Origin of the sequence: Methyloglobulus morosus KoM1 (genome assembly GCF_000496735.2) — a bacterium.
GTDB classification, from domain to species: domain Bacteria; phylum Pseudomonadota; class Gammaproteobacteria; order Methylococcales; family Methylomonadaceae; genus Methyloglobulus; species Methyloglobulus morosus.
In genome coordinates, this window is sequence record NZ_AYLO01000059.1 from 1 (window position 1) to 21,912 (window position 21,912).

Annotated in this window: 20 protein-coding genes; 5 read left to right on the top strand and 15 right to left on the bottom strand. The window is 48.4% G+C overall.

Annotation, left to right across the window (positions count from 1 at the left end; translation table 11 throughout):
- Nucleotides 1-347: 347 nt before the first annotated feature.
- The 6 genes from MGMO_RS08495 to MGMO_RS08520 all read right to left on the bottom strand — a co-directional run bounded on the left by MGMO_RS08495 (nucleotide 348) and on the right by MGMO_RS08520 (nucleotide 7,532).
- On the bottom strand, nucleotides 348-2,156 hold the full coding sequence (locus tag MGMO_RS08495; RefSeq protein ID WP_023494641.1) for a BatD family protein: 1,809 nt from the start codon (nucleotides 2,154-2,156) through the stop codon (nucleotides 348-350).
- A gap of 81 nt (nucleotides 2,157-2,237) precedes the next feature.
- Nucleotides 2,238-4,031 carry a vWA domain-containing protein gene (locus MGMO_RS08500; RefSeq protein WP_023494642.1) on the bottom strand — a complete coding sequence of 598 codons (1,794 nt, stop codon included), beginning with the start codon at nucleotides 4,029-4,031 and terminating at the stop codon, nucleotides 2,238-2,240.
- Nucleotides 4,028-5,008: a vWA domain-containing protein gene (locus MGMO_RS08505; RefSeq protein WP_023494643.1), complete on the bottom strand. Its 981-nt coding sequence runs from the start codon at nucleotides 5,006-5,008 to the stop codon at nucleotides 4,028-4,030. Before MGMO_RS08505 ends, MGMO_RS08500 begins: the two co-directional genes overlap by 4 nt.
- Nucleotides 5,005-5,481: a DUF4381 domain-containing protein gene (locus tag MGMO_RS08510; RefSeq protein ID WP_023494644.1), complete on the bottom strand. Its 477-nt coding sequence runs from the start codon at nucleotides 5,479-5,481 to the stop codon at nucleotides 5,005-5,007. The genes MGMO_RS08505 and MGMO_RS08510 overlap by 4 nt, the downstream gene beginning before the upstream one ends.
- On the bottom strand, nucleotides 5,481-6,419 hold the full coding sequence (locus MGMO_RS08515) for a DUF58 domain-containing protein (protein ID WP_023494645.1): 939 nt from the start codon (nucleotides 6,417-6,419) through the stop codon (nucleotides 5,481-5,483). The genes MGMO_RS08510 and MGMO_RS08515 overlap by 1 nt, the downstream gene beginning before the upstream one ends.
- A gap of 123 nt (nucleotides 6,420-6,542) precedes the next feature.
- On the bottom strand, nucleotides 6,543-7,532 hold the full coding sequence (locus MGMO_RS08520) for an AAA family ATPase (RefSeq protein WP_023494646.1): 990 nt from the start codon (nucleotides 7,530-7,532) through the stop codon (nucleotides 6,543-6,545).
- A 348-nt stretch (nucleotides 7,533-7,880) separates the two neighbouring features.
- Between MGMO_RS08520 and MGMO_RS08525 the strand changes: the two genes are divergently transcribed.
- The 3 genes from MGMO_RS08525 (at nucleotide 7,881) to MGMO_RS08530 (ending at nucleotide 9,695) form a co-directional block, all read left to right on the top strand.
- Complete coding sequence (locus MGMO_RS08525) at nucleotides 7,881-8,156, top strand: hypothetical protein (protein ID WP_152976324.1); 276 nt, start codon at nucleotides 7,881-7,883, stop codon at nucleotides 8,154-8,156.
- Between the two features lie 213 nt (nucleotides 8,157-8,369).
- Nucleotides 8,370-8,594 (top strand): hypothetical protein, encoded by a 225-nt coding sequence (locus MGMO_RS19560; RefSeq protein ID WP_152976325.1) that lies wholly within the window; start codon nucleotides 8,370-8,372, stop codon nucleotides 8,592-8,594.
- Nucleotides 8,595-8,852: 258 nt separating this feature from the next.
- Nucleotides 8,853-9,695 carry a DUF2971 domain-containing protein gene (locus MGMO_RS08530; protein ID WP_036307314.1) on the top strand — a complete coding sequence of 281 codons (843 nt, stop codon included), beginning with the start codon at nucleotides 8,853-8,855 and terminating at the stop codon, nucleotides 9,693-9,695.
- 138 nt (nucleotides 9,696-9,833) lie between these two features.
- On the opposite strand, the gene MGMO_RS19565 is transcribed toward MGMO_RS08530, so the two are convergent.
- Nucleotides 9,834-10,097: a hypothetical protein gene (locus MGMO_RS19565; RefSeq protein ID WP_161808478.1), complete on the bottom strand. Its 264-nt coding sequence runs from the start codon at nucleotides 10,095-10,097 to the stop codon at nucleotides 9,834-9,836.
- Between the two features lie 122 nt (nucleotides 10,098-10,219).
- Between MGMO_RS19565 and MGMO_RS08535 the strand changes: the two genes are divergently transcribed.
- Complete coding sequence (locus MGMO_RS08535) at nucleotides 10,220-10,834, top strand: CPBP family intramembrane glutamic endopeptidase (RefSeq protein WP_023494650.1); 615 nt, start codon at nucleotides 10,220-10,222, stop codon at nucleotides 10,832-10,834.
- Nucleotides 10,835-11,027: 193 nt separating this feature from the next.
- On the opposite strand, the gene tldD is transcribed toward MGMO_RS08535, so the two are convergent.
- From tldD to rlmH, 7 genes are read right to left on the bottom strand one after another with little or no spacing between them, the layout of a single operon-like run.
- Nucleotides 11,028-12,467, bottom strand: a complete 1,440-nt coding sequence (gene tldD, locus MGMO_RS08540) for a metalloprotease TldD (protein ID WP_023494651.1) — start codon at nucleotides 12,465-12,467, stop codon at nucleotides 11,028-11,030.
- Between the two features lie 59 nt (nucleotides 12,468-12,526).
- Nucleotides 12,527-13,132 (bottom strand): outer membrane protein assembly factor BamC, encoded by a 606-nt coding sequence (gene bamC / locus MGMO_RS08545; RefSeq protein ID WP_023494652.1) that lies wholly within the window; start codon nucleotides 13,130-13,132, stop codon nucleotides 12,527-12,529.
- A 1-nt stretch (nucleotide 13,133) separates the two neighbouring features.
- On the bottom strand, nucleotides 13,134-13,952 hold the full coding sequence (locus tag MGMO_RS08550; RefSeq protein ID WP_023494653.1) for a carbon-nitrogen hydrolase family protein: 819 nt from the start codon (nucleotides 13,950-13,952) through the stop codon (nucleotides 13,134-13,136).
- A 12-nt stretch (nucleotides 13,953-13,964) separates the two neighbouring features.
- On the bottom strand, nucleotides 13,965-17,804 hold the full coding sequence (locus MGMO_RS08555) for a YhdP family protein (protein ID WP_023494654.1): 3,840 nt from the start codon (nucleotides 17,802-17,804) through the stop codon (nucleotides 13,965-13,967).
- A gap of 48 nt (nucleotides 17,805-17,852) precedes the next feature.
- Nucleotides 17,853-19,307 (bottom strand): ribonuclease G, encoded by a 1,455-nt coding sequence (gene rng, locus MGMO_RS08560; RefSeq protein ID WP_023494655.1) that lies wholly within the window; start codon nucleotides 19,305-19,307, stop codon nucleotides 17,853-17,855.
- Nucleotides 19,304-19,879 (bottom strand): Maf family protein, encoded by a 576-nt coding sequence (locus MGMO_RS08565; protein WP_023494656.1) that lies wholly within the window; start codon nucleotides 19,877-19,879, stop codon nucleotides 19,304-19,306. The genes rng and MGMO_RS08565 overlap by 4 nt, the downstream gene beginning before the upstream one ends.
- Nucleotides 19,879-20,346: a 23S rRNA (pseudouridine(1915)-N(3))-methyltransferase RlmH gene (rlmH, locus tag MGMO_RS08570; RefSeq protein WP_023494657.1), complete on the bottom strand. Its 468-nt coding sequence runs from the start codon at nucleotides 20,344-20,346 to the stop codon at nucleotides 19,879-19,881. The genes MGMO_RS08565 and rlmH overlap by 1 nt, the downstream gene beginning before the upstream one ends.
- Before the next feature lie 270 nt (nucleotides 20,347-20,616).
- Between rlmH and MGMO_RS08575 the strand changes: the two genes are divergently transcribed.
- On the top strand, nucleotides 20,617-21,147 hold the full coding sequence (locus MGMO_RS08575; RefSeq protein ID WP_023494658.1) for a hypothetical protein: 531 nt from the start codon (nucleotides 20,617-20,619) through the stop codon (nucleotides 21,145-21,147).
- A gap of 80 nt (nucleotides 21,148-21,227) precedes the next feature.
- On the opposite strand, the gene MGMO_RS08580 is transcribed toward MGMO_RS08575, so the two are convergent.
- Nucleotides 21,228-21,677, bottom strand: a complete 450-nt coding sequence (locus MGMO_RS08580; protein WP_023494659.1) for a response regulator — start codon at nucleotides 21,675-21,677, stop codon at nucleotides 21,228-21,230.
- Nucleotides 21,678-21,912 lie beyond the last annotated feature (235 nt).

Genomic DNA, 21,912 nt, shown 5'->3' on the forward strand with positions numbered 1-21,912 from the left:
CTGTCCCATTTTGTATCGCTCAAGACCATTCTGACCATAACAAAATATCTGTGAAAACTATATTTTACAATGGCTTTCGGTTATTTGTTAAAGTAATTGAGAACAGCCTCTAATACAATAAGCAATATATTTTGAGATATTTAGTGTTTTTACCTCTTATTATGAGATTTATATGGAAAACTATAATCTCATAATTTTGTAACATTTTGATAAATTGGGTTAAGCATAATTCGTAAATTATAAGGACTGACATCTCCTGAGTTCATATCGAAGGATACACCACACAGAATCAAGAAGAATCCGTTCGCCCTGAACTCGTCGAAGGGCTTGCTTAGTTACACACTAACTTATAAGCGATGCAAGGGTTCCAGGACTGGCTCATCGTTACGAGCCCCCTTCTTCTCCCTGGCCGTGTTTTCGGTAAACGCTTGCATCAATTTTTTGCCTGTCCAACCGCCGTTATCTTTGCTATACAACGTCTGGTTTAGGTCAAGGACTTCATCCCTGAGCCGTGCATCACAACAGCCTGCAACCGCGCCAAGGTTGTTGGCATTAAACTTTTGTTTGCCCCACAAAAGCAGGGCGTTTTTGGCGCTTGGTGCATCGTTATTGGCACAGGCTTCCTTGAGTTTTTTGATGCTTTCTTTGATGCTGGTTTCGGCCATAAGCTGTTGAGGCTCGTCGGTATCCGAACCGAATTTTTGGGGTCGTTTACGCAAAAAATAAACCAAGGTAAGCAACCAGCCCAAGGCTAAAAATAACGATGTCCATAGCCAAATATTTTGCAGGTCTGGGAGTGTGCTAACCGGAATGGGGGATACGGTTTCGGGTTTGGGCAGAGAAAGCGAAGGTGCCGCCAAAGGTTTAGGCGCTCGTGTCGTTTCGGGCTGGTTTTCGCCAGCCCCAACAACAGTGATGGCCGTTGCGGGAATGTGGGCAATTTCCCTGGTTTGCGTCTTGGTGTTAAACCACGGAATTTCAATTGCCGGCAGGATGTGCTTGCCTGCCGTTGATGGGATCAAGGCTATTTTTTCTTGTCTGGATGCGGTGATGCCGTCGCTCAGCTTCTGCTCGTTCAATACGGGTTGGTCGGGATATGCCTTAAGGTTTGCATCGGTTAAGACGGTGCTCAGTTCAGGCAATTGGCCGACGGTTGTGCCTACTCCGCGCAACGTCAAGGTTCGAGTTAAGGGTTCGCCGACTTTCATTTGCTGGATGTCGCCTGACCATTCTTGTGATAGCTCGATTTTTTCGGCGGCCAGCCAGTCCTTACCGGTAAAACTGGCTGGTGCAGGCTTGACGTTCAGGTTGACTTCCTTGGATAAAACCCGTTTGGTCTTAGTTGTCCTGGAGCCAAAAAAATCCCTGAAATCGGGCTGGCGATCCATAATGACTGCCGCTGTCAAGGTTAAGGGCTTGATGGTCATCACGCCGCTTTTTTGCGGAAAAATGGCATATTTGCGTTCCGTGACTAGGTAAGACACGCCGTCCACTACGGTATTAAAGCTACTGTCTTCGCCCAGTTTTTCGATCACGGCATCAGCCAGTTCGGGTTCGCTCAATTCGGCTTGCGCGACATCCACACGCCGATAAAGGCGTATCGTGTACACGACTTGGGATTGGACATAAGGCTGTTCGGGACTGGCCTTGACGTCCAGGAATATTTCTTCGTTGGACTGGGTCGTATCATTATTCGATGCGGTTTGGTTAACCTGTATCGTTAAGGGTTCGCTGGTATCATTACCAAACAGGATGGCCGGTATCACCAACTTTCCTGGCTTGTTTGCCGTGACTTCGACTGTCCAACGTATCGATTTGCTGTAAGTGCCGTTGACCCAGGATGAGTTGCTGCTTTGGCCTTGATTGAGGATGGAGAAATCTTGTTCCAATGGCGTAAAGTCAGGATCGCCATCGGGTGTGTCGTTTGCGGTAAAAAATATCTTGAAGGATTCGTCGATGTTGATGGGGTTGCGGTCAACGGAGGTGGTTATTTCGGCGGCAAGGGCATAGTGAGAAAACAATCCTAAAATCATCAGGATTAGGATCGATAATAAGGCGTTACTTAAAACACCGTTTCTTATTGGGTATGGCAAGCTAGGGTAGCTGTCATTCCGGCCGGGATTGCCGACGTTAAAACTGGGGTTACCTAAAGCCATTCGCAATGGGTTTATGTATCGGGGGTCAATTATTGGTTTTATCGTGTTCATAAGGCTATCTTTTCCGGCTGCAATACGGGTCTATTGTCGTCCACGCTGGTTATACTGATACTTGAACTTACGGCGTAACAAGCCTGCCGGATCATCTGGAATTCGCTTGAGCCATTGCTCATTGGCTTGTTTTTCCTCATTGCTCATTGTGTCTAAGGGTTGTGCGTGGGTGGAAGGTTTTTTATCGTCTTTCTTGGGATCGGCTGGTTCGGGTTGGGCCACTTCCATTGGGTTGTCTTTCTGTTGTTCTTCGGCCTTTTCTTTTTCAGGCTGCTGTTCGGTGCTTTTTTGTGACTGTTCGGATTTTTGTTCAGGCTTTTGGTCGTCTTTGTTTTCTTCGCTTTTGTCTTGCTGGGATTGGCCTGATTTATCGCCGTTTTTACTTTCCCCTTGGTTTTTCTTGTCTTGGGAATCCTGCTTCTTGTCCTGATCTTGCTTCGGTTCCTGCTTTTGTTGTTCCAGGGCTTTTTCTACCAACTTCTTGTTGTATTGGGTATCGTCATCATCAGGGTTTAACTTAAGGGCTTTATTGTAAGCATCCAGGGCTTCTTTTAATTGGCCGGATTGGGCTAACGCATTGCCTTGATTGTAGAGGCTGTTTGCGCTTGGGTTATCTTTCAGGTAAGCCAGGGCCTTGTCGTAAGCACCCGATTTGTAATGGGCAGCCGCTTTCCAGTCAGGATTCTGGAATAACTCTGCGGCCTTATTAAAATCACCTTGTTGATAAGCTTCCTGTGCCTGCTGGTCTTTGGTGAGCCATAAATCTTGCCAGGCCTTATCCATATCTAGCGCATAACTGTTTTTCGGCAAAGGCAGTAAAAACAATAAGGCGATACCTAAAAGGCCTTTCCTGAAATTTAAGGCCGCCAGCGGCAGTACCACCAATAACAACCAAGGGCCGACATCGCGCCATTGGTCCAGGAGCAGGTTTTCATTTTTCTCGCCTTTCTCATGGGACTGCGAAGTCATCGTTGAAAGCAACGCTTGAATATCGGCATCATCCGATGTTAACGATTGATAAGTGCCATTACCCGCTTGCGCCAATTTTTCCAAACTATGGACATCGAGTTTATCAACGACAATACTGCCTTGATCGTCTTTCAAAAATCCGCCTGTATTCAGGGCAATGGGGGCGCCATCGGAAGTGCCTACCCCTAACACCAGCAGTTGGTAAGCGTCTAGTGATTTTGCCTTAGCTATCGCATCGTCAACACTGCCTCCATCGGTTATTAAAAGAATTTGTCCTTTTTGCAAGCCTGCTTGTTTGAATAAGGTTTCTGCTTTTTCCAAAGCCCGTGCGGTGCTATTGCCATCCCTGGGCATAATGCCCGTGGTCAAGGCGGATAGCTGGTTGGTTATGGTTTCGGTATCATTGGTTAGCGGCGTGACGGTGAAGGCTTCGTCCGCATAGACGACCAACGCCGTTTGCCCGTCTTTCCGTTGCTTTAGGATGTCGGCGATTTTGTAACGCGCCATCACCAAACGGCTGGGTTTGATGTCGGCGGCATCCATAGAACGCGACAAATCCAGTACGATAACCAAGGCCGAGTCATTTCGGAACACGGGTGTCGGCAAGCGTTCCCAGGTCGGCCCTGCTAAGGCAACGATGGCAAGGAAAGCGGCAACGGCCCCCGTTGCCAACGGCCAGCGGTTTTGCGAGACGGCCTTGTCCTGCAAGAGATAAGGCAGCAGTGCCGCATCGCACACGGCTGTCCAATTGCCGTGGCTGAGTTTGCCCCTGACCAACGAAACGAGCAATACCGCGTAGGGCAGTAAGGCTAATAGCCAATAAGGCCTGATGAAATGGAATTCGGATAAGGTCATGATTGTGCTGTCTTATAAAAACCTATTAAACACGACAAGACTAATGCCAGCGCCAAGGGCCAGTAAAAAAGATCGGTGCGTGGACGGAAAAATTGTTTGTCTTTTTCGATGGGTTCCAGTTTGTCCAACAACATGTAAATATTGTTCAACTCATCCGCATTGCGGGCACGGAAATAGCGCCCGCCTGTGCTTTCGGCGATCTTGACCAGGGTCTTCTCATCCAGGTCGGTGGACGGATTGACCTTGCGCGAACCGAAAAAACTGCGGACGACCATTTCATCCGCACCCACACCTATCGTATAGATTTTGAGTTTGTTCGCCGCCGCCAGTTCCGCCGCTTTTAAGGGAGACACTTCACCTGCGGTATTTGCGCCGTCGGTCAGCAGAATCAAGACCCGGCTGTCGGCGGGCTGGTTGTTAAGGCGTTTGATCGCCAATCCAATCGCGTCGCCGATGGCGGTGTTATCCCCTGCCAAGCCAATGGCGGATTCATCCAATAAGGTCATGACCGTTTTACGGTCAAAGGTCAGCGGCGTTTGCAGATAAGCCTGGCTACCGAACAATATCAAGCCCAAGCGATCACCTACGCGGCGATTGATAAAGTCGTTGGCGACATATTTAATGGCGGTGAGCCGATCCACAGGCCGTTTGTTGATGATGAAGTCTTCAACTTCCATACTGCCAGACAGGTCCACTGCCAACATCAAGTCGCGCCCACTGACGGCCTGTTCGATGGGATCGCCCAGCCACTGCGGTCGGGTGCTGGCAATGACCAGCAAAATCCAAGCAAGTGATGCTAACAGTAATGGCCATTTTTTATTTTGTGTGACGGATTGGGTTTCCGCTTCCGAGAAATCGTCCAGGAACGGGACTTTCAAGGCCGCTTGTTCGACCGCCAAACGCTCAGGAAAGAGCCAGCGCACGAACAGCGGTAAGGGTAAAGCGAGCAGCAGCCAAGGCCATTCAAAGTGAATCATTTTTTACGTTTGGTTTGGGCGTTGAGCCAATCTTCGCACAGGCGGGTGAGTTGGTTTATGTCCTGTTCGTTTGGCGGCGATTTTTGGTAAGGTGCATTCGCTAACAGTTGCCCTATGCCTAGTGTGAAAGGAGCGCCTTTAACCGATTGGTCAAGAAATTCCAGCCACTGTTGCCCTGTTAATCCCGCACATTTATTTCGGGTTGTTGCGCTAATGGCCACACGTCGGATGAGTGCCGATAAGTCTTTTAATTTTTGGCTGTTGTCGCATTGCTGATCCTGCTTGATTTGTAGCAGCAGTTTTCTTGCGGCCTTGATTGCCGTTTGTCGGGTGATGCGCTTATACAGCCAAACCATCAGCGCAATCGACAAGGGTATCAGGATTGCCAACAACCACCAACCTAGTGCTGGTGGCCACCAGTCGATGGCTTCTGGTAGGTGGATGTCTCGGAGGGGTAATTGATTGGATTCCATCACCGCACTTCCAATGGGTGTCTCAGGCGTTGTACGGGATCGTCCTGGGTGTTGCACTGGATCAATGCCAAGCCCCGCCGTAACGCGATTCGTTTCAGTTTTTGCAGGCGTTCTTCAAAGCGAAGTTGATAGTTTGTTATCCGTTGCTTGTCGCTGGTATCGATGACGACTTCTCTAGCTTCGTCGGTAAAGCGGTAGCGACCTTGTGCGGGCAGCCCTTTTTCCAAGGGATCATAGACGAAGATCAAGACCACATCACAATGCTCGGACAGTTTCAGCAAATAATTTTCAACCTGATGATTCATGCCACGAAAATCGCTGATGATATAAACCAAGCTCCCGGGCCTTGCGTGTTGTGATAACCTGAACAGTGCTTGAGGGAGCGTGATATCAGTGCTTTCTGCTGGATTATCGGCAATAACCAAAGCGTTCAGGAAATGCAAAACCGAATGTTTGCCGTTTTGGGGTTTGAGTTCCTTGCACGACGATTGCGAAAAAACCTGCCCGCCGATGCGGTCTCCCTGCTGGTTGGCGACCCAGGCGAGCAAGGCCGCCAGTTTTTTGGCCTGTACGGACTTGAATACGCCACGGGTCGCAAACTGCATGGTCGGGCGATTGTCCACCGAGATAAAAACCGGTTTCTCGCGCTCTTCCCGGAACAGCTTGGTATGCGTTTTCCCGGTCCGTGCGGTTACCCGCCAGTCGATGCTCCTTATATCATCACCCGGTTGGTAAAGGCGGGTTTCATCAAACTCCATGCCCCGGCCCTTAAACGCAGACAAATATCCGCCGCTTTGCTGGGCGCGGATCGTCAAGCGATGCAAGTTCAAGCTGGAGGCGGGTTTTGCCAGGTCAATCAACGTCTTTAAAGATACGGAAACCAAATCGTTTACAGCGATGCGATTTTCAACAGCTTCGGTTTTATTTGCAAACAACATCAAATCATCTCTTGAAACCGCACTTCGACAAGCTCAGTGCGAACGGGGTTTTCTTAGGGTCAATTTTTTTCCGTTCATGGTGAGCCTGTCGAACCATGAAAAGAAACGCTCCAGGGTTTTCCATCAAGGCACCGCAATTCTGGCAATAAGTTCCTTAATAACCAGGTCGGTCGTGATGCCTTCAGCTTCCGCTTCGTAAGACAAGATCAGGCGATGACGCAATACGTCGAAGGCCAGTTCCTGGATGTCTTCAGGGCTGACGAAATCCCGTTGCGACAGCCAGGCCTTGGCTTTGGCGCATCTATCCAGGGCAATGCTAGCCCTGGGGCTGGCACCGTATTGCAGCCAGCTTGCAAGGTCTTTGCCGTACACGGATGGATGCCGTGTCGCCAGGACAATCTGTAATAAGTAATCCTCCAAGCTGTCGGTCATAAACATATCCAGCACTTCCTCGCGGGCGGCGAACAAGGTGCTTTGGGTGATGGCCTCAAACGGTGGCTTAAGCTTAGCGGCTTCGGTACGCGCTTCTGACCGTGCCAAATGCAGGATGCTTTTTTCATGCTCCGCTTTGGGGTAATCCACTTTGACGTGCAGTAAAAAACGGTCTAATTGGGCTTCCGGCAAGGGATACGTGCCTTCTTGCTCAATCGGGTTCTGCGTTGCCATCACCATAAACAATTGCGGTAGGGGATAAGTGGCTTGCCCGACGGTGATCTGCCGTTCCGCCATCGCTTCCAGCAACGCCGCCTGGACTTTCGCCGGTGAACGGTTGATTTCGTCGGCCAATATTAGGTTATGGAACAACGGCCCTTTCTGGAATTCAAACGTGCCTTGCTGGGGACGGTAGATTTCCGTCCCGGTCAAATCGGCAGGCAACAGGTCTGGGGTGAATTGCACCCGGTGAAAGTCGCCCTGAATGCCTTTGCTGAGGACGTTGATGGCGCGGGTTTTCGCCAATCCTGGAGCGCCTTCGACAAGCAGATGGCCATCCGCCAACAGGCCGATCAACATGCGCTCAACCAGAATCTCCTGGCCGATGATTTCTTGGTTGATGTGGGTTTTTAGGCGGATTAAGGCAGATTGGGTAGGAGTGCTTTGGTGTTGTTCTGACATGATTTTAGTTAACTTTATTTATTCCAAATTATCGAAGCGGCAAATATAAGTATAGTAGGGCGAATTTCGTGTGCAACCTCTCCGACATTAATAAAAGTAAAGCGTTCCCGTGTGGTGTAATCCGCCGTTTTGAAAGTGAACTATTGATTCGGCCTTGTGAAGTATTGAGTTTCCGTTCGCCTTGAGCCTGTCGAAAGGCGGTGTGTGCTTCGAATCTCAGCACGAACGGTTCAGACATTAAAAGGCCGAATCTATAGTCGGAATCCTATCTTATATCCCCTCTCCCCTTGTGGAAGGTTAGGGTGAGGGGTATTTTATAATGTGTCGCTACCCTCGACGATTATTTTAATGCCAGTTCCCGCATTGGTAGGCGGTATACTTTTCATTGTGCGGATGAGCGACATGGATGTTGTAAATGCTGAAAATGCAGGAGTACAATCCTCGTCAAAGAAAAGTATCCAAAAGAGAACCGCCCGATGCCGCTTGCTTCCTGCGCTCCGTCGATTTTATCGGGGTTTGCTGGAAGGGACTCCTGTCCCTCCAGCAAAGTGCGGCCTCCCTGTTGCACCCCTTCGGGCTATTACCGATAAAACCGCCAGTGCTCGGCGCGGCATAACGGGATAGGGCGGGTAATTGTAATTGGGGTAAACTATGTGAGCCAACAAATAATGGATGGAATATGTTGGGGTTCGTCCCTCACCCCACCGTGCTGATCGTCACCCACGACCATGAGCTGGCAGGGAAAATGGGGAGGGTGTTGCACATGGAAGATGGGGTGATTGTTTGATTTTGGTTTTGTTTGTTTATTAAGGTGTCGCTAACGCGACAGTTATTCTAATGCCAGTTCCCGCACTGGCAGGCGGGCTACTTTTCTTTGTGCGGACAAAGAAAAGTAGCCAAAAGAAAACCGCCCGATGCCGCTTGCTTCCTGCGCTCCGTCGATTTTATCGGGGTTTGCTGGAAGGGACTCCTGTCCCTCCAGCAAAGTGCGGCCTCCCTGCCGCACCCCTTCGGGCAATYCCCGATAAAACCGCCAGTGCTCGGCGCGACATAAGGGAATAGGCGGGTAATCGTAGGTTGGGGTGAACTTGTGAACCCCAACAAATATAATGATCGGTGTTATGTTGGGGTTCGTTCCTTACCCCAATCTACCGAGCTGTTACGTAAGTAATTAAATTTAAAGAAAATGTAGGATGTGCTGAACAAAGTGAAGCGCATCAATCGCGAACGATGCGCCTCGTTCCTCGGCACATCCTACTTAAAGCGCATCTTACGAGTTATGTTGCTATGGAAAACTTTTCAGAAAAAATATGGAAATACATGGATTTGGCAAAATTTATTTCCTTGCTTTCCAAGGGGTCGCTTTATTTCGCATGTCCCAGTGAATTCGATGATCCTTTTGAGGGATACGTATGCCCTAAGAATATTTTAGAAGATAACGTGATTAAACGTGCAAACCTTATAAAGGTTATGGAACCAAATATAAGCGATTTAAGTACTGCAATAAGGCATCTCAAATCATTTGATGAGGAAATAAAAAATCTGCCAACAGATGTACAGCGTTCTTTTGGCAAAGTATTTGAAGTACATGATGAAGTTAATGCTCCAATAAATAAAGCTTTAAATATAGTTAATGAATTAGACAAGTTTTTAACGTCTTTAAAAGGGGTATTTGAAAAAAATATTCGTGAATCAGGTGTAAGCTGTTGGCATAAAAGCGAATATGAATCAGAAGCCATGTGGAAACTGTATTCGGTTTCGGGACAAGGTATTGCAATTGAATCAACTATCGGGAAATTAAAAGAATCAATAAAAAATCAAGAAAGCCTGAAAATTGCAAGTGTAACTTACATACCTGAAAATGACCCAAATAAAGAATACCTTAAACATGACCCTATTTTTTTGAAAAGAAAGTCTTTTGAACATGAAAAAGAGTTGCGGGCTAAAGTCTCGCTTAAAGAGGTGGGGGAAGGCGTTTTTGTAGAATGTGATTTGGATATCTTAATTAATCGTATCCATGTGTCGCCTCTTGTAGAGCCTTATTTTAAAGAAGTTGTTGAATCTATTTGCGCGGGTAAAGTGCGTAACATTAATAAGCCAGTAACTCGCTCAATACTGTTCGAAGAACCAAATTATGCGTTAAGGGCATTGGCAGCACAGTAGGTTGGAGTGAGGAACGAACCTCAACGTCACGATTATCAATATATTTGTTGGGGTTCACAAGTTCACCCCAACCTACAGTTATCCGCCCTATCCCGTTATGCCGTGCCGAGCACTGGCGGTTTTATCGGGAATAGCCCGTTAGGGGTGCGGCAGGAAGCCGCGCTTTGCCGGAAGGACAGGGATGTCCTTTCTGGCAAACCCCGATAAAAACGACGGAGCGCAGGAAGCAAGCGGCATCGGGCGGATTTCTTTTGGATACTTTTCTTTGGCGGAAAACTGCTCCTGCGTTTTCCGCATTCGCCACATCCATGTGGCTTTCCGCGCAAAGAAAAGTATCTCGTCCGTGGGTACGAGAACCCACATGAAATAACGGTCGCGATAGCGACACAATATTGTGTTCATGGTTCGACAGGCTCACCACGAACGGATTATATAAACCATCCCTGTGACCGAAATTCCGGCATTCCCTGCCGGAATGACGACACCCTCACCCATAAGGGGAGAGGGGAAAATATGAGATTACCATGAAAACATCCCCCTTTAGCCCCGACCGTTTTTTCAGAAGCGCCTGCCTGTTTGAAGCCGCTCTGATCCTGGTTGCAATCGTGTTAGGCTGGATGAGCGGCATCAACCCGTTTGCTGAGTTGCACTATTCCGAAAGCGCTATTCTCTTTGGAATCCTGGGAACGGTGCCGTTATTCCTGTTGTTTTTGCTAATGGAACAGATCACTTCAGAATCCGTCGTGACCATCCGGCGTTTCTTGTTGGAAAATTTAGGGCCCGCCTTGCACCGTCACCATTGGGCAGACTTGTTCGTCCTGGCGGCGATTGCCGGAATATCGGAGGAAATCCTGTTTCGTGGCGTGATCCAACCCTGGATGGAATCATCCTGGGGGGTAAGCGCAGGCTTGATAGCCAGCAATATCCTCTTCGGGTTGGTACATGCCATTACGCCGCTTTATACCGTTTTGGCAATTCTGGTGGGCATTTATTTGGGGCTTTCCCTGGATGTCGGCGGTGACAGGAACCTGTTAATCCCCATCATCATCCACGGCTTGTATGATTTTCTGGCGTTTCTTGCACTGGTGCGTAGTTATCGGGCGTATTTGCTGACTCAGGACGATTTAAACGATCACTAATCTGCGGTTGCTGACTTATTGCGCCGTTGAGTAAGTATGTAAAATAGGATTAAGTCCTTCGACAAGCTCAGGACGAACGGCAAGGTGGTGATTCCGTTCGTGGTGAGTCGTGAACCTATCGAACGGTCGAACCCTGACTGGAATCACAAGTTCAGGAATTCCTAATGTTACTGTTTTTGCTTAGGCTAAAGCCTTAAACACTGGTGCCGCCTACCGTTATGCCATCTATTTTGATGGTGGGTTGGCCCACGCCGACCGGTACGCTTTGGCCTTCTTTGCCGCAAGTGCCGACGCCGCTGTCCAGTTGGAGATCGTTGCCGACCATGGAAACTTTGGTCAGCACATCAGGCCCGTTTCCGATCAGGGTTGCGCCTTTGACCGGACGGGTGACTTTGCCGTTTTCGATGAGGTAGGCTTCGCTGGCGGAAAACACGAATTTACCGGAGGTAATATCCACTTGCCCACCTGCAAAATTCTTGGCGTACAGGCCTTTTTTGACGGACTTGATAATGTCTTCAGGATGGTCCCTTCCAGGCAACATATAGGTATTGGTCATGCGTGGCATAGGCAAATGCGAATAAGATTCGCGCCGACCGTTGCCCGTCGGTTTAACGCCCATTAACCGGGCATTGAGCTTGTCCTGCATATAGCCTTTAAGGATGCCATTTTCGATCAAGACGGTTTGTTCTGTGGGCGTGCCTTCATCGTCTATGCTGAGGGAGCCGCGCCGTCCTGGTAACGTACCATCATCGACGACCGTACATAAGTCGGATGCGACGCGCTCGCCCACGCGACCGCTGAATGCCGATGTGCCTTTGCGGTTGAAATCCCCTTCAAGTCCGTGGCCGATGGCTTCGTGCAATAAAATCCCAGGCCAGCCCGGGCCTAAAACGACGGTCATATTTCCCGCTGGCGCTTCACCAGCTTCCAGGTTAACTAGGGCTTGCCGTACGGCTTCACGTCCGTATTCTAGGGCGGTGTCGTCGGCAATAAAACTTCTGTAATCGGTGCGTCCGCCGCCGCCCATGCTGCCTTGTTCGCGTTTGCCGTTTTCTACCACGATGACAGACACATTCATCCGCACCAAAGGCCGAACGTCGGCAGCTATCGAACCGTCCTGATTGGCGACTAAGATACTTTCGTGTACGCCCACCATGCTGACGATGACTTCTTCGATCCGGTGGTCCAGCTTGCGGGTTTCGGCATCGACCTTACGTAACAAGTCTATTTTTTCCTGGTCTTCCAAGGATTTTAGCGGGTTGGCGATGGCGTAATAATGCGGCCAGTTGGCTGTTTTGGGTAAGCCGACATGCGCTTCTTGTCCTTGTCTGGCGATTGCCTTGACGTTGGTGGCGGCTTCCAGCAATACCGGCAGTTCGATGCGGTCGCTGTATGCAAAGCCGGTTTTTTCGCCAGAAACTACCCGTACGCCCGCCCCTTGCTGGATATTGTGGCTACCTTCTTTGATAATGCCGCCTTCCATCATCCAGGATTCTGAATGGCTGGTTTGGAAGTAAATGTCGGCAGCGTCGACAGGTACGCTCAGCAACTGGCCCATGATAAGCTGGATGTCGCTGTCCTGCATCCCGTTGGGTGCCAGTATGGTTTGTCGTGCTTGGGTTAGTAGTTCCATGTCATCAATTAAGTGGTAGGGGTTGTGTGCAAACTCAAACAAGGCCTGCAATTGAATTTTTATTCATCCTTCAAATCATCATGTAAGGTGTCGTACAGCAATTCGATAAGATTTTCCGATTTGTCTTGAAATACATGGACAGGCGGGTCGTCGGAAGTTTCTTCGCCGTCTTTTTTGGGGATATTTTGTTCGTCCTTATTGGCCAAACTTGCCGTCACCTGGGTTTCTTCGGCTTCCGGTTCGACTTTCAACAAATAAGTCGATTTGTCATACTCGTCATTAAAATACGAGGCCGCTTTTCCGAAAAAGCCATTGCCGTTATAGGTTATGTAATAGAAACCTTTGCTGCGGTCTTGGTCGGCCACTTTAAGTTCGTTATGGTGGATAGCAAGGTTTAACAGGCTCCATGACTCGTCAAAACCCCGTTTGATGGTTAATTGTCTAGGCGAACCCTCAGTCCTATAAACATCGGATTTAAGGCCTTTGCCGCGATGCCTTATTGGGGCTGCAAGCTCTTCGCTTGCGACTTGTTCCGGCGTTTGATTGCTCGTGGTTTTAGGCATTTCGGGCGGACGTTCTAGGCTGGCGTTATCCTTGTAACGCGAATTGTTGGAGGAACATGCCAGCAATAACAGTGAAGCCAGCACAATTGCTATATTTTGCATCTTACTCACAGTTAAACCGCCTATGGTCAAGAACAGGAAAAGCACTGCGTACTTTGCCGAGTTTTTCAAGGTCTATGTCCGCAGCGACAAAACCCGCGCCGGTTTTGTAGCAATCCAGCACTAAACCCCAGGGATCGATAATCATGCTATGCCCATAGGTTTTACGGCCATTGAGGTGGAACCCGCCTTGGTTGGGTGCGATGACATAACAGAGGTTTTCTATGGCGCGTGCCCGTAGCAATACCTCCCAGTGGGCTGAACCGGTCTTGGCAGTGAATGCCGACGGGATAACTAAAATTTCCATGCCTTGCGCGACCATTTTACGGAAATATTCAGGGAAACGCAGGTCGTAACAGACGGCGATACCCAATTTGCCAAATGGCGTATCCATAACCAACAGCTTGTCACCACGCTCTATGCTGTCAGACTCACGGTACACTTCGTCCGTACCCGGCACATTGACATCAAAAAGATGTTGCTTGTCGTAGCGGGCGACCCGTTCGCCGTGGTCGTCATATATCAAGCACGCCGCACGGACTTTATTCTCATCATCGCCAGCTATAGGGATCGTGCCGCCAATCAGCCACACGCCATGTTTTTTGGCGGTTGTCGACAGGAACTGTTGGATAGGCCCAACACCGTCGACTTCCTTAATCTTGACCTTATCTAGCTCACGGTCACCCATCATGGCAAAATTTTCCGGTAAGGCGACCAGTTTAGCGCCTGTCTTGACTGCTTCGGCAATCAGTTTTCCGGCTTCCAACAAGTTAGAACTGACGCTGGGACCTGATGCCATTTGAATGGCTGCACACTTGCTCATTTCTTCTTCCCTTTATTGTTGTTTGTCGTTGCCCGCCCACGGAAAGTCGGTAATGCTATTCCAGGTTTTTTGGAATAGGCCATCATTTTCATGTTGTGAACTGATTTTCACGTCGTCCCAACTGCCTTTCACGAGATACTGTGTCCCAAAGAAAAAACCTTCTTGGTCTTCGCCCGTCAAAGTCTTACCAACCATAGCGGCGACCCTACCAACAATTGTACCAGCAATGGGAAGCGCGTCTAAACTTTTGGGCACCACCTTGATCACATGGTCGACTGTTTGGTTAACCAGATCCGTATCTCCGATAATCGTGATTTTTGCGGGGACAGCGTCGATGATCAATCCTTTGGTTGTCGCTTTGCCATTCGATAGGTCAAAATGCCCCTTGATGCTGTTTAATGTTAAGCCTTCCGCATAAATGTCGCTGAAATCCAATTGCAAGCGCTTAATCCATTGCGCCATTGCAAGGATTCCCAACACTCGGCCAAAACCGGGTTCAATGCTCAAGATACGGCCGCTTTTTAAGTTAACGTCCATCGTCCCCTGTAGGTTAGGTAGCGCCAATTGCAAGGGCGGCGCATTCCATCTGAGATCAAAGTCAATTGCTCCTGTGGTGTCGGTCAAATCTTTGGTTATATTGAGTTTATCCAGGAATTGGTCGGCTTTTTTCAATTCAAGTTTGCCGTTGAGATGGGTGGACGATGTCAATCCCTTGTCTTGCCAGTTTCCTGTCGCCAGCAGTATTTCGTCATCGCCTGTCAATTCCAATCGCTTTATGTTGATCCCTTTGGGTGTACGTACCGTTTCTAAAACGAGTTGACCCAGGTTTTTAGATTGCAATAAGGTCTTTTTGCTTTGGATATTAAGCAAAGGGTTGAAATCTCGTTCAGTAGAAGTGCCCTGCGTTTTTAACTGCTTTATGGCGGACAGGTTAAGCATGTCCATTTCCATCATAATTGGGTTGGCATCCCTTGTTTCAAGGGGAAATTGAAGTTTTCCTTTAGCGAGATTGCTGTCAATTTCACCTGCCCAGACCTTGGAATTACGCTTTAAGGACAAATCAAAAGCACCTAACGGCGCTTTATCCCATATTGCCGATGCGCTGTGAATTTTTATTTCATTAATATTATTGATATTAATGTTGGGTTTTCCCGGCTGTTGAGTGGCGGCTAAATTTAGCCAATCCTGTAACTGCAACTGCTCCCGGTTAATCTCCAGTTTTAATTCGGCAACCTTGGGCAGGATCGCCTCGCCATGACCTATCAAGACATGACCGGCATTGATTTTTTGGTCGGCAGCGTTAAGGTTGAGCGCGGCTTTCAATTCATGGTTATAGTCCAAGGCAATGGGCAGGATGGATGCGTCGCTTAGTTTGACCGTAACTGAAGAAGGTTTTCTTTGTTCCTTGGTTTTGGATAATGTCCCAGGTAGCTGTAATGCAATCCCTTGCAAAGTCGATTTAACATTGACTTGTGTGGGGAGGTCGACTGTGGAATTCGGCAATTGTAATTGCAGTTGATAGTCCCCTTCGCCATCCGCCAGTTGCGATGGCGACCAACCAAATAGGTTTTCTATATCGCTGACTTTAGCGCTGCCGTCTACATTGATAAGTGTTTGTTGGTCGGCTTGGGTAATATTGACCTGTATCGGTTGCCCAAATGCGTTCGCATGGATCTTATCGCCATAAATACCGTGTTTGTTGAATTTCAAGTCACCATTGATGTTGTTAACTTTAAGGTCAAGCTTGTTTACAGTTAACTCGGCGTTTTTCAATTGGGCGCTGCCATCGGTTACTAGCTCTTGCCCTTTCCATAAAGGTATTGTCAAATCGACCGCAACTTTAGTCGTGCCTTTAGTTGTTGTCGCTTTTGTCACGGGCGATACCTTGTTAGCCAAAGGCGTTTGTTGCAAGACATTCAAGACATCGCTGATGCCCCCTTGGGCTTCGCCTTTAATGAACAGGCGCTCATCGTGACTCCCTAAACGGGGAATTAGGATTGCTGCATTGTTGATATCAACATGCCCCATTTTGCCGCTTTTACCTAAGCCGATAATATTGTTATGCTCATAACTAACCCGTCCATTGATACTTGAGATATGCGGCCATTCAGGATGAATGCTAAGTTCAAGTTTTTCGACATCAGCATAGCCTTCCAAGACACCCGTACCGTCAGCGAAAGGGATATCACTCACCTTGCCATAGAGCAATATGTTTCCTTTGGTAACTTTGCCGCCTATGAAAGCCGATTCCAGCCAAGCCTTAAGTTTTTCCTTCATGATCTTGGTTGGGAGGTAAGCTGCAATGTGGCTTATATCATCGCTTTTGAATGACGTTTGCAGGTCGACAAAAGGTTTCTCTTCGCCCTTTGGCAGTTCTACATGCAAGCGGCTTTCGCTCTTAAATGCCGGGCTATCCAACGCAATTGCAGGGGCAGATAATGCCCATTGGTCTTTGTCTTGCCGCCAATTAAGTTGTCCTTTTATTTGATCGATAACTAAAGGCTTGCTGAACAACCGGGGGAGGTTGAGGCGGCTATCCTGGCTATCCAGCCCGATTGCACCCTGCGTATCGCTGCCCTTTACTTGGCCGCTTATATTTGCCATTCCTGGCATGGAAAGCACGGGTTCAACGCTAATTCCGTCGAACCAACCTGCAAGGGCAAAGCCTTTTGTTTCAGGTTCAGCATATAGGGCGAAATCCTTTAACAAACCTGTTGCTCGGGTTTGCTCTAATAACTGGGATTGTTCGTCAGTCAATGGCGCAAAAAAATGTAATAGTTTGGAAATTTCCGCCAAATCGACTTGTTTGGCAATCATTGTTAGCTTTTGGATGCCTGTGTCCGACGCTTTTTCCCCTGCCAGGTGGAGTATGGCATCCGGCCATTTTTTGCTGACCTTGTCATTTGGGCCTGATGAGTCCAATAAGAACCGGTTAATGTCGACTAGCCACTGTTGACCGTTCAACCGCCAATTGATTTGCGCATCCAGATGGCTGATGGGGAAAGGCCCCCTGTCTTTTCTTGAAAAGATGGCTTGCCTTATTTGGCTCTCGACCTTGATGGAAACGGGTTTTGCCTGTTCCCATTGGCTCCAGGCTTTAATATCGGTAGAGCCTGTCTTCATGTCGATTTCGAAAGGCAGGTAGGTGGAAAAAAGCCCGTGCGGCTTAACATTGTTGCCTTCCAAAAACAATGTCCCCTTAATGTCCGAAAATTTATCACCCGCATCGAAATCCAAAATTACTTTTAAGCGGTCGCCGACTGGTTTTGGCAATTCGGCCAGCATATTGATTCGATGATGGTTGCCGTCATTCATGATGGCCAAATTGACCGAATCCAGCACGAGTGGTGTCCTCCCTTTTTGTTGGTCTTGGAAGGTAATTTGACTTTGCAACACTTCATAGCGCCGTCCTTGCAGCAACCACAAGGGTTGTTCATTGCCTGCCCTTAAGCCTTCAACCGTAAACTGCCCGTCCTGCTTGCGGGTCACCGAAAGCCTTGCGCCCACCAAGGCAACCCAGGACGAAGACAATACATCCCGGTTATATAAAAATTCGCCCAAGTTGATGCCTAAGCGGATTTCATTCAGGTGGATGGCGGTTTTTCCTACGGACAGGGTAGAGGCAATATCAATGTCTTTAAGCACGAGTTCGGGGCTAATCCCGCGCATTTTGGCCCCTATACGGCCAAGTTTTACGGACGCCCCTACAATTGCGGTAATTTGGTTTTCTAAGTCGGTTTTATACCCTTTTATGCCTATTATCACTAACCTTACACTGCTGAGTGTGATAGCGATAATCACTAAAGACCAGAAAATCAGGTGTCGGGTTGCCCGGGTGACGTGATGGATCATAAGGGGATTATTATAACCAATGATTGCCTTTTCGATAGCGCAACTGAGCTAAAGCAGCACCACGTCATATTGTTCTTGGTTGTATTCTGATTCCGCCCTGAACTTGATTTGCACACCCAAAAACGTCTCCAGTTCAGCCAACATGTCGGCTTCCTCATCGAGCAGCATCTCGACCACGCTATTGGATGCCAGTACCAGCAGTTTTTGCACCTTGTATTGCCTGACTTCACGGATGATTTCGCGGAATATTTCCAGGCACATTGACTCTGAGGTTTTCAGCACACCGCGGCCACCACAGGCGCTGCACGGTTCGCACAAGATATGCTCCAGGCTTTCCCGTGTCCGTTTACGGGTCATCTCGACCAAGCCTAGAGAGGACACTTCAGTGATTTTGGTCTTGGCGCGGTCTTTTTCCAGACAGCGTTCCAAGGCCTGCAGCACTTGCTTTTTGTGGTCGTCACTTTGCATGTCGATAAAATCGATAATGATGATGCCGCCAAGGTTTCTCAACCTGAGTTGCCTGGAAATAGTTTGCGCCGCTTCCAGGTTGGTCTTGAAGATGGTTTCCTCCAGGTTTTTGCCGCCGACATAACCGCCCGTGTTGACGTCCACCGTCGTCATTGACTCGGTTTGGTCAAACACCAAATGCCCACCGGATTTCAGGGTAACTTTGCGCTCCAAGGCCTTTTGGATTTCATCTTCAACGCTGTAAATATCGAATAAGGGGGAGTCGCCCGTGTAATGTTCGACGACTGGGACGATTTCTGGGACGAATACTTCCGCAAATTCGATTAAACGGTGATAGGTTTCCCTGGAATCCACCCTGACCCGCTCTATGCCTTCCTTGTATAAATCCCTTAAGGTACGCACACTGAGCGGCAAATCCTTATGGATAAATTCCTTGGCTTTTGCGCTGGCAATTTTGGCAGAGATGGATTCCCACAGTTTTAATAGAAACGTCATGTCGGCCATCAAAATCGGTTCTTCGACACTTTCTGCTGCCGTCCTAGCGATAAAGCCGCCGCATTTGTTTTGTTTCCTGAACGTGTCAAGACAAGTTTTTAGGCGGGTGCGCTCCTCTTCACATTCAATGCGCTGTGACACGCCGGAGTTGTTGGCATAAGGCATGTACACCTGAAAGCGAGAGGGAATCGAAATTTCCGTCGTAATCCGTGCGCCTTTGGTGCCCAGTGGGTCTTTGACGACCTGAACGACTATCTGTTGGCCCTCATGCAAATAAGCCTCAATATTTTCCGAGCCTTTTTTTTCCAGATCCCGTGCGCACAAATCGGAAAGGTGTAGGAATGCCGCCCTGTCCAGGCCAATATCGACAAAAGCGGCCTGCATACCCGGCAACACGCGGCACACTTCGCCTTTGTAGATATTGCCCACCAGTCCGCGCATCCGGCTGCGTTCGATAATAAGTTCCTGCAATACGCCGTTTTCCACGACGGCTACACGGGTTTCCGGCGGCGTGACGTTTATCAAAATTTCTTCACTCATACCAATAAATGGAGTCCTTGTTTCGCCAAAAGTTCTGCGGTTTCAAATAATGGCAAGCCCATTACGCCGGAATGGCTGCCCGTAATCGACTTTACAAATGAGCAGCCTAAGCCTTGTATGGCGTAGGCTCCGGCCTTATCGGCCGGTTCACCTGTCTGCCAATAGGCGCGTATTTCGGGTTCAGACAGTCTCCTGAACGTCACGTCAGTGATGCTTACCGCTTGCCAATGTTGGCTTCCGCGCAATGAAATCGCCGTATAGACTTGGTGGGTGCGTCCAGATAGGCGCGTCAGCATTTCGATGCCATCGGCCTCATTTTTTGGCTTTCCCATAATGCTATCGTCCAGGATAACCACCGTATCCGCCGCCAGAATTGGCAATTCTGAATGTAATATAGTAGCGCATAAGGCCGATTTATCAGCCGCTAACCGTTGCACATAAGCCAAAGGTTTTTCATTGGGTAACGGTGTTTCATCAAGGTCAACCGGGTGAATAAGTGGCGTAATATTGATTTGCGCCAGCAATTCTTTACGTCGTGGTGAGGCAGAAGCCAGGATAATTGGAGAGGACATTAACGATGGTAGGGATGATTTTGTAGGATGCTCCAGGCACGGTAAAGTTGTTCGGCGACGACAATGCGTACCAAGGGATGTGGAAAAGTCAGTGGGGATAAGCTCCAAAACTCCGATGCCTTGGACTTGACGGAATCCGCCAAACCATCGGGGCCGCCAACTAATAAGGCGATCGGTTTACCGATTTCCTGCCACCGCTTTAATGCCAACGCTAATTCTGGCGTAGCCCATGATTTTCCCGATAAATCCAATGCCACACTATGCGCTCCGACGGGTATTGCCGCATTCATCCGTTCCCCTTCCTCTTTTAAAGTTCTTGCAACATCACAGTTTTTACTCCGATGTGCGAGTGGAATTTCTTTAAGGATCAACTCGTATTCCCGTGGCAAGCGTTTGGCATATTCCTCATACCCTGACTTTACCCAGTCGGGCATACGGTTACCTACGGAAATCAGGTGTATTTGCATGGTGGGCAGGATACAGAGAGCGGGCTTTAGATGCAATTGCTTTGACGCATCTTAATAGCCTGTAAGTAGGATTAAGAAACGAAACCCGACATTTCAAGCTTATCGCTGGTTTTGTCTGCCCCGCCTAACCGGCCTGGACATTTGGCCTGATTTTATTCTGCTCATATTAACCTTGGGCGTAACAAGGATTTAAGGCTAGAATGCCACCAAACCGTTTCCGGTGTTATGGTCGGGTAATGGTTTTTGACCTAACCGCAAGGGAGACCGCCCATGAGCTTGAATTACACAGAAGAAGAACTAAACCTATTGGCAAACACCCCCCACATCATCGGGGCCGCGATGGCTTTTGTCGGGAATAGCGGCATGTTTGGCACGGGTAAAGAAATGTTCGTCAATGCCCAGGCTGTGATGGCGGGCGTTAAAGACTATCCCGACAATGCGCTGATCCAGGCGATATTGCCCAATGTCCAGGGTGGTGCATCCGTGGCAATGGGTAAAATGAAAAAAGTCCGTGATTGGGGTGTGGAACGATTTAAGGCTAAAGGTGTCGATTCTGCCCAGAAATTTCAGGCGCAAATGGTAGAGGACTGTAAAGAAGTGAACGCACTGTTGGAAGCCAAGGCATCTCCGCAAGAAGCGACCGAATATAAGCAATGGGCGATGTCCATTGCCGAAAAAGTGGCGATGGCAGCCACAGAAGGCGGTTTCCTGGGTTTCGGCGGCGAGCGTTTCAGCGCCAACGAAAAGCAACTGTTCAGCCAAATTGAAAGTGCAATGGGAACGCAAAGTTTGCAGGCCTAATTCTTTGCTAAGTGTGACAGGCGGCTTGTAATAAGCAAACCGCCTGTCATCCCACTGTCCGCATCAATCCAGTTTATTGCTCAAGCCGCTTTAAATTCCTCCAACCAAGAAAACATTTTCATGTTAAGCCTACGAAAGGATTCTTGCTTGATGGGCTTGGTCACATAGCTTGTGCACCCAGAGTCCGCCCATTTAGAGAAACTGTCTGGCGAAGCATTGCCGGATACCATAACAATGGGTGTGATTTCATAACCTTTGATTTCCCGAATTCGTACGCAGGTCTCAAAGCCGTCAAGACCGGGCATCGTAACATCCAGAAAAATAAGGTCGTATTGCTTTCTCCCTGCTTTTATTAGCGCTTCTTCACCGCTATCGGCAAGGTCAATTTCACCAATTTGGGGTAAATTGGAAAGGCTGGCTTCTAACAATCTTTTTGCAGGGCCGTAATCATCCACCACTAAAGCGCTAAAAAAGCTTAGGTGGGGCAGTTCATTTCTAAATCCTGTAAAGGAAAAATTATTCATTTTCATGTTAACACCTCGGAATATTATTAGATTCGTTTAACAGGGCTTAACTGCTTGTTTACAAAGACAGATCAAGCACTAAATCAACCCAATTAACGGTTTATATGGCTTACCTCGACTTTTGTAACTTAATGATCTCCACCCCTTAATGCCTGTTTCAACCCAAAGAGGGCTGAAAACTTTCGATTTATGACCATCAGAATAGTGATGTCACTTGAAAGTATTAAGGTGAATAGATTTA

Bases quoted from the DNA above. Each gene is read 5' to 3' on its own strand.
- MGMO_RS08500 (WP_023494642.1), bottom strand. From the start codon at position 4,031: ATGACCTTATCCGAATTCCATTTCATCAGGCCTTATTGGCTATTAGCC.
- rlmH (WP_023494657.1), bottom strand. From the start codon at position 20,346: ATGCAAATACACCTGATTTCCGTAGGTAACCGTATGCCCGACTGGGTA.
- bamC (WP_023494652.1), bottom strand. From the start codon at position 13,132: ATGCAAAATATAGCAATTGTGCTGGCTTCACTGTTATTGCTGGCATGT.
- MGMO_RS08555 (WP_023494654.1), bottom strand. From the start codon at position 17,804: ATGATCCATCACGTCACCCGGGCAACCCGACACCTGATTTTCTGGTCT.
- MGMO_RS08535 (WP_023494650.1), top strand. From the start codon at position 10,220: ATGAAAACATCCCCCTTTAGCCCCGACCGTTTTTTCAGAAGCGCCTGC.
- MGMO_RS08580 (WP_023494659.1), bottom strand. From the start codon at position 21,677: ATGAAAATGAATAATTTTTCCTTTACAGGATTTAGAAATGAACTGCCC.
- MGMO_RS08505 (WP_023494643.1), bottom strand. From the start codon at position 5,008: ATGATTCACTTTGAATGGCCTTGGCTGCTGCTCGCTTTACCCTTACCG.
- MGMO_RS08495 (WP_023494641.1), bottom strand. From the start codon at position 2,156: ATGGCTTTAGGTAACCCCAGTTTTAACGTCGGCAATCCCGGCCGGAAT.
- MGMO_RS08575 (WP_023494658.1), top strand. From the start codon at position 20,617: ATGAGCTTGAATTACACAGAAGAAGAACTAAACCTATTGGCAAACACC.
- MGMO_RS08520 (WP_023494646.1), bottom strand. From the start codon at position 7,532: ATGTCAGAACAACACCAAAGCACTCCTACCCAATCTGCCTTAATCCGC.
- MGMO_RS08525 (WP_152976324.1), top strand. From the start codon at position 7,881: ATGCCAGTTCCCGCATTGGTAGGCGGTATACTTTTCATTGTGCGGATG.
- rng (WP_023494655.1), bottom strand. From the start codon at position 19,307: ATGAGTGAAGAAATTTTGATAAACGTCACGCCGCCGGAAACCCGTGTA.
- MGMO_RS19565 (WP_161808478.1), bottom strand. From the start codon at position 10,097: ATGAACACAATATTGTGTCGCTATCGCGACCGTTATTTCATGTGGGTT.
- MGMO_RS08515 (WP_023494645.1), bottom strand. From the start codon at position 6,419: ATGTTGTTTGCAAATAAAACCGAAGCTGTTGAAAATCGCATCGCTGTA.
- MGMO_RS08530 (WP_036307314.1), top strand. From the start codon at position 8,853: ATGGATTTGGCAAAATTTATTTCCTTGCTTTCCAAGGGGTCGCTTTAT.
- tldD (WP_023494651.1), bottom strand. From the start codon at position 12,467: ATGGAACTACTAACCCAAGCACGACAAACCATACTGGCACCCAACGGG.
- MGMO_RS08565 (WP_023494656.1), bottom strand. From the start codon at position 19,879: ATGTCCTCTCCAATTATCCTGGCTTCTGCCTCACCACGACGTAAAGAA.
- MGMO_RS08550 (WP_023494653.1), bottom strand. From the start codon at position 13,952: ATGAGCAAGTGTGCAGCCATTCAAATGGCATCAGGTCCCAGCGTCAGT.
- MGMO_RS08510 (WP_023494644.1), bottom strand. From the start codon at position 5,481: ATGGAATCCAATCAATTACCCCTCCGAGACATCCACCTACCAGAAGCC.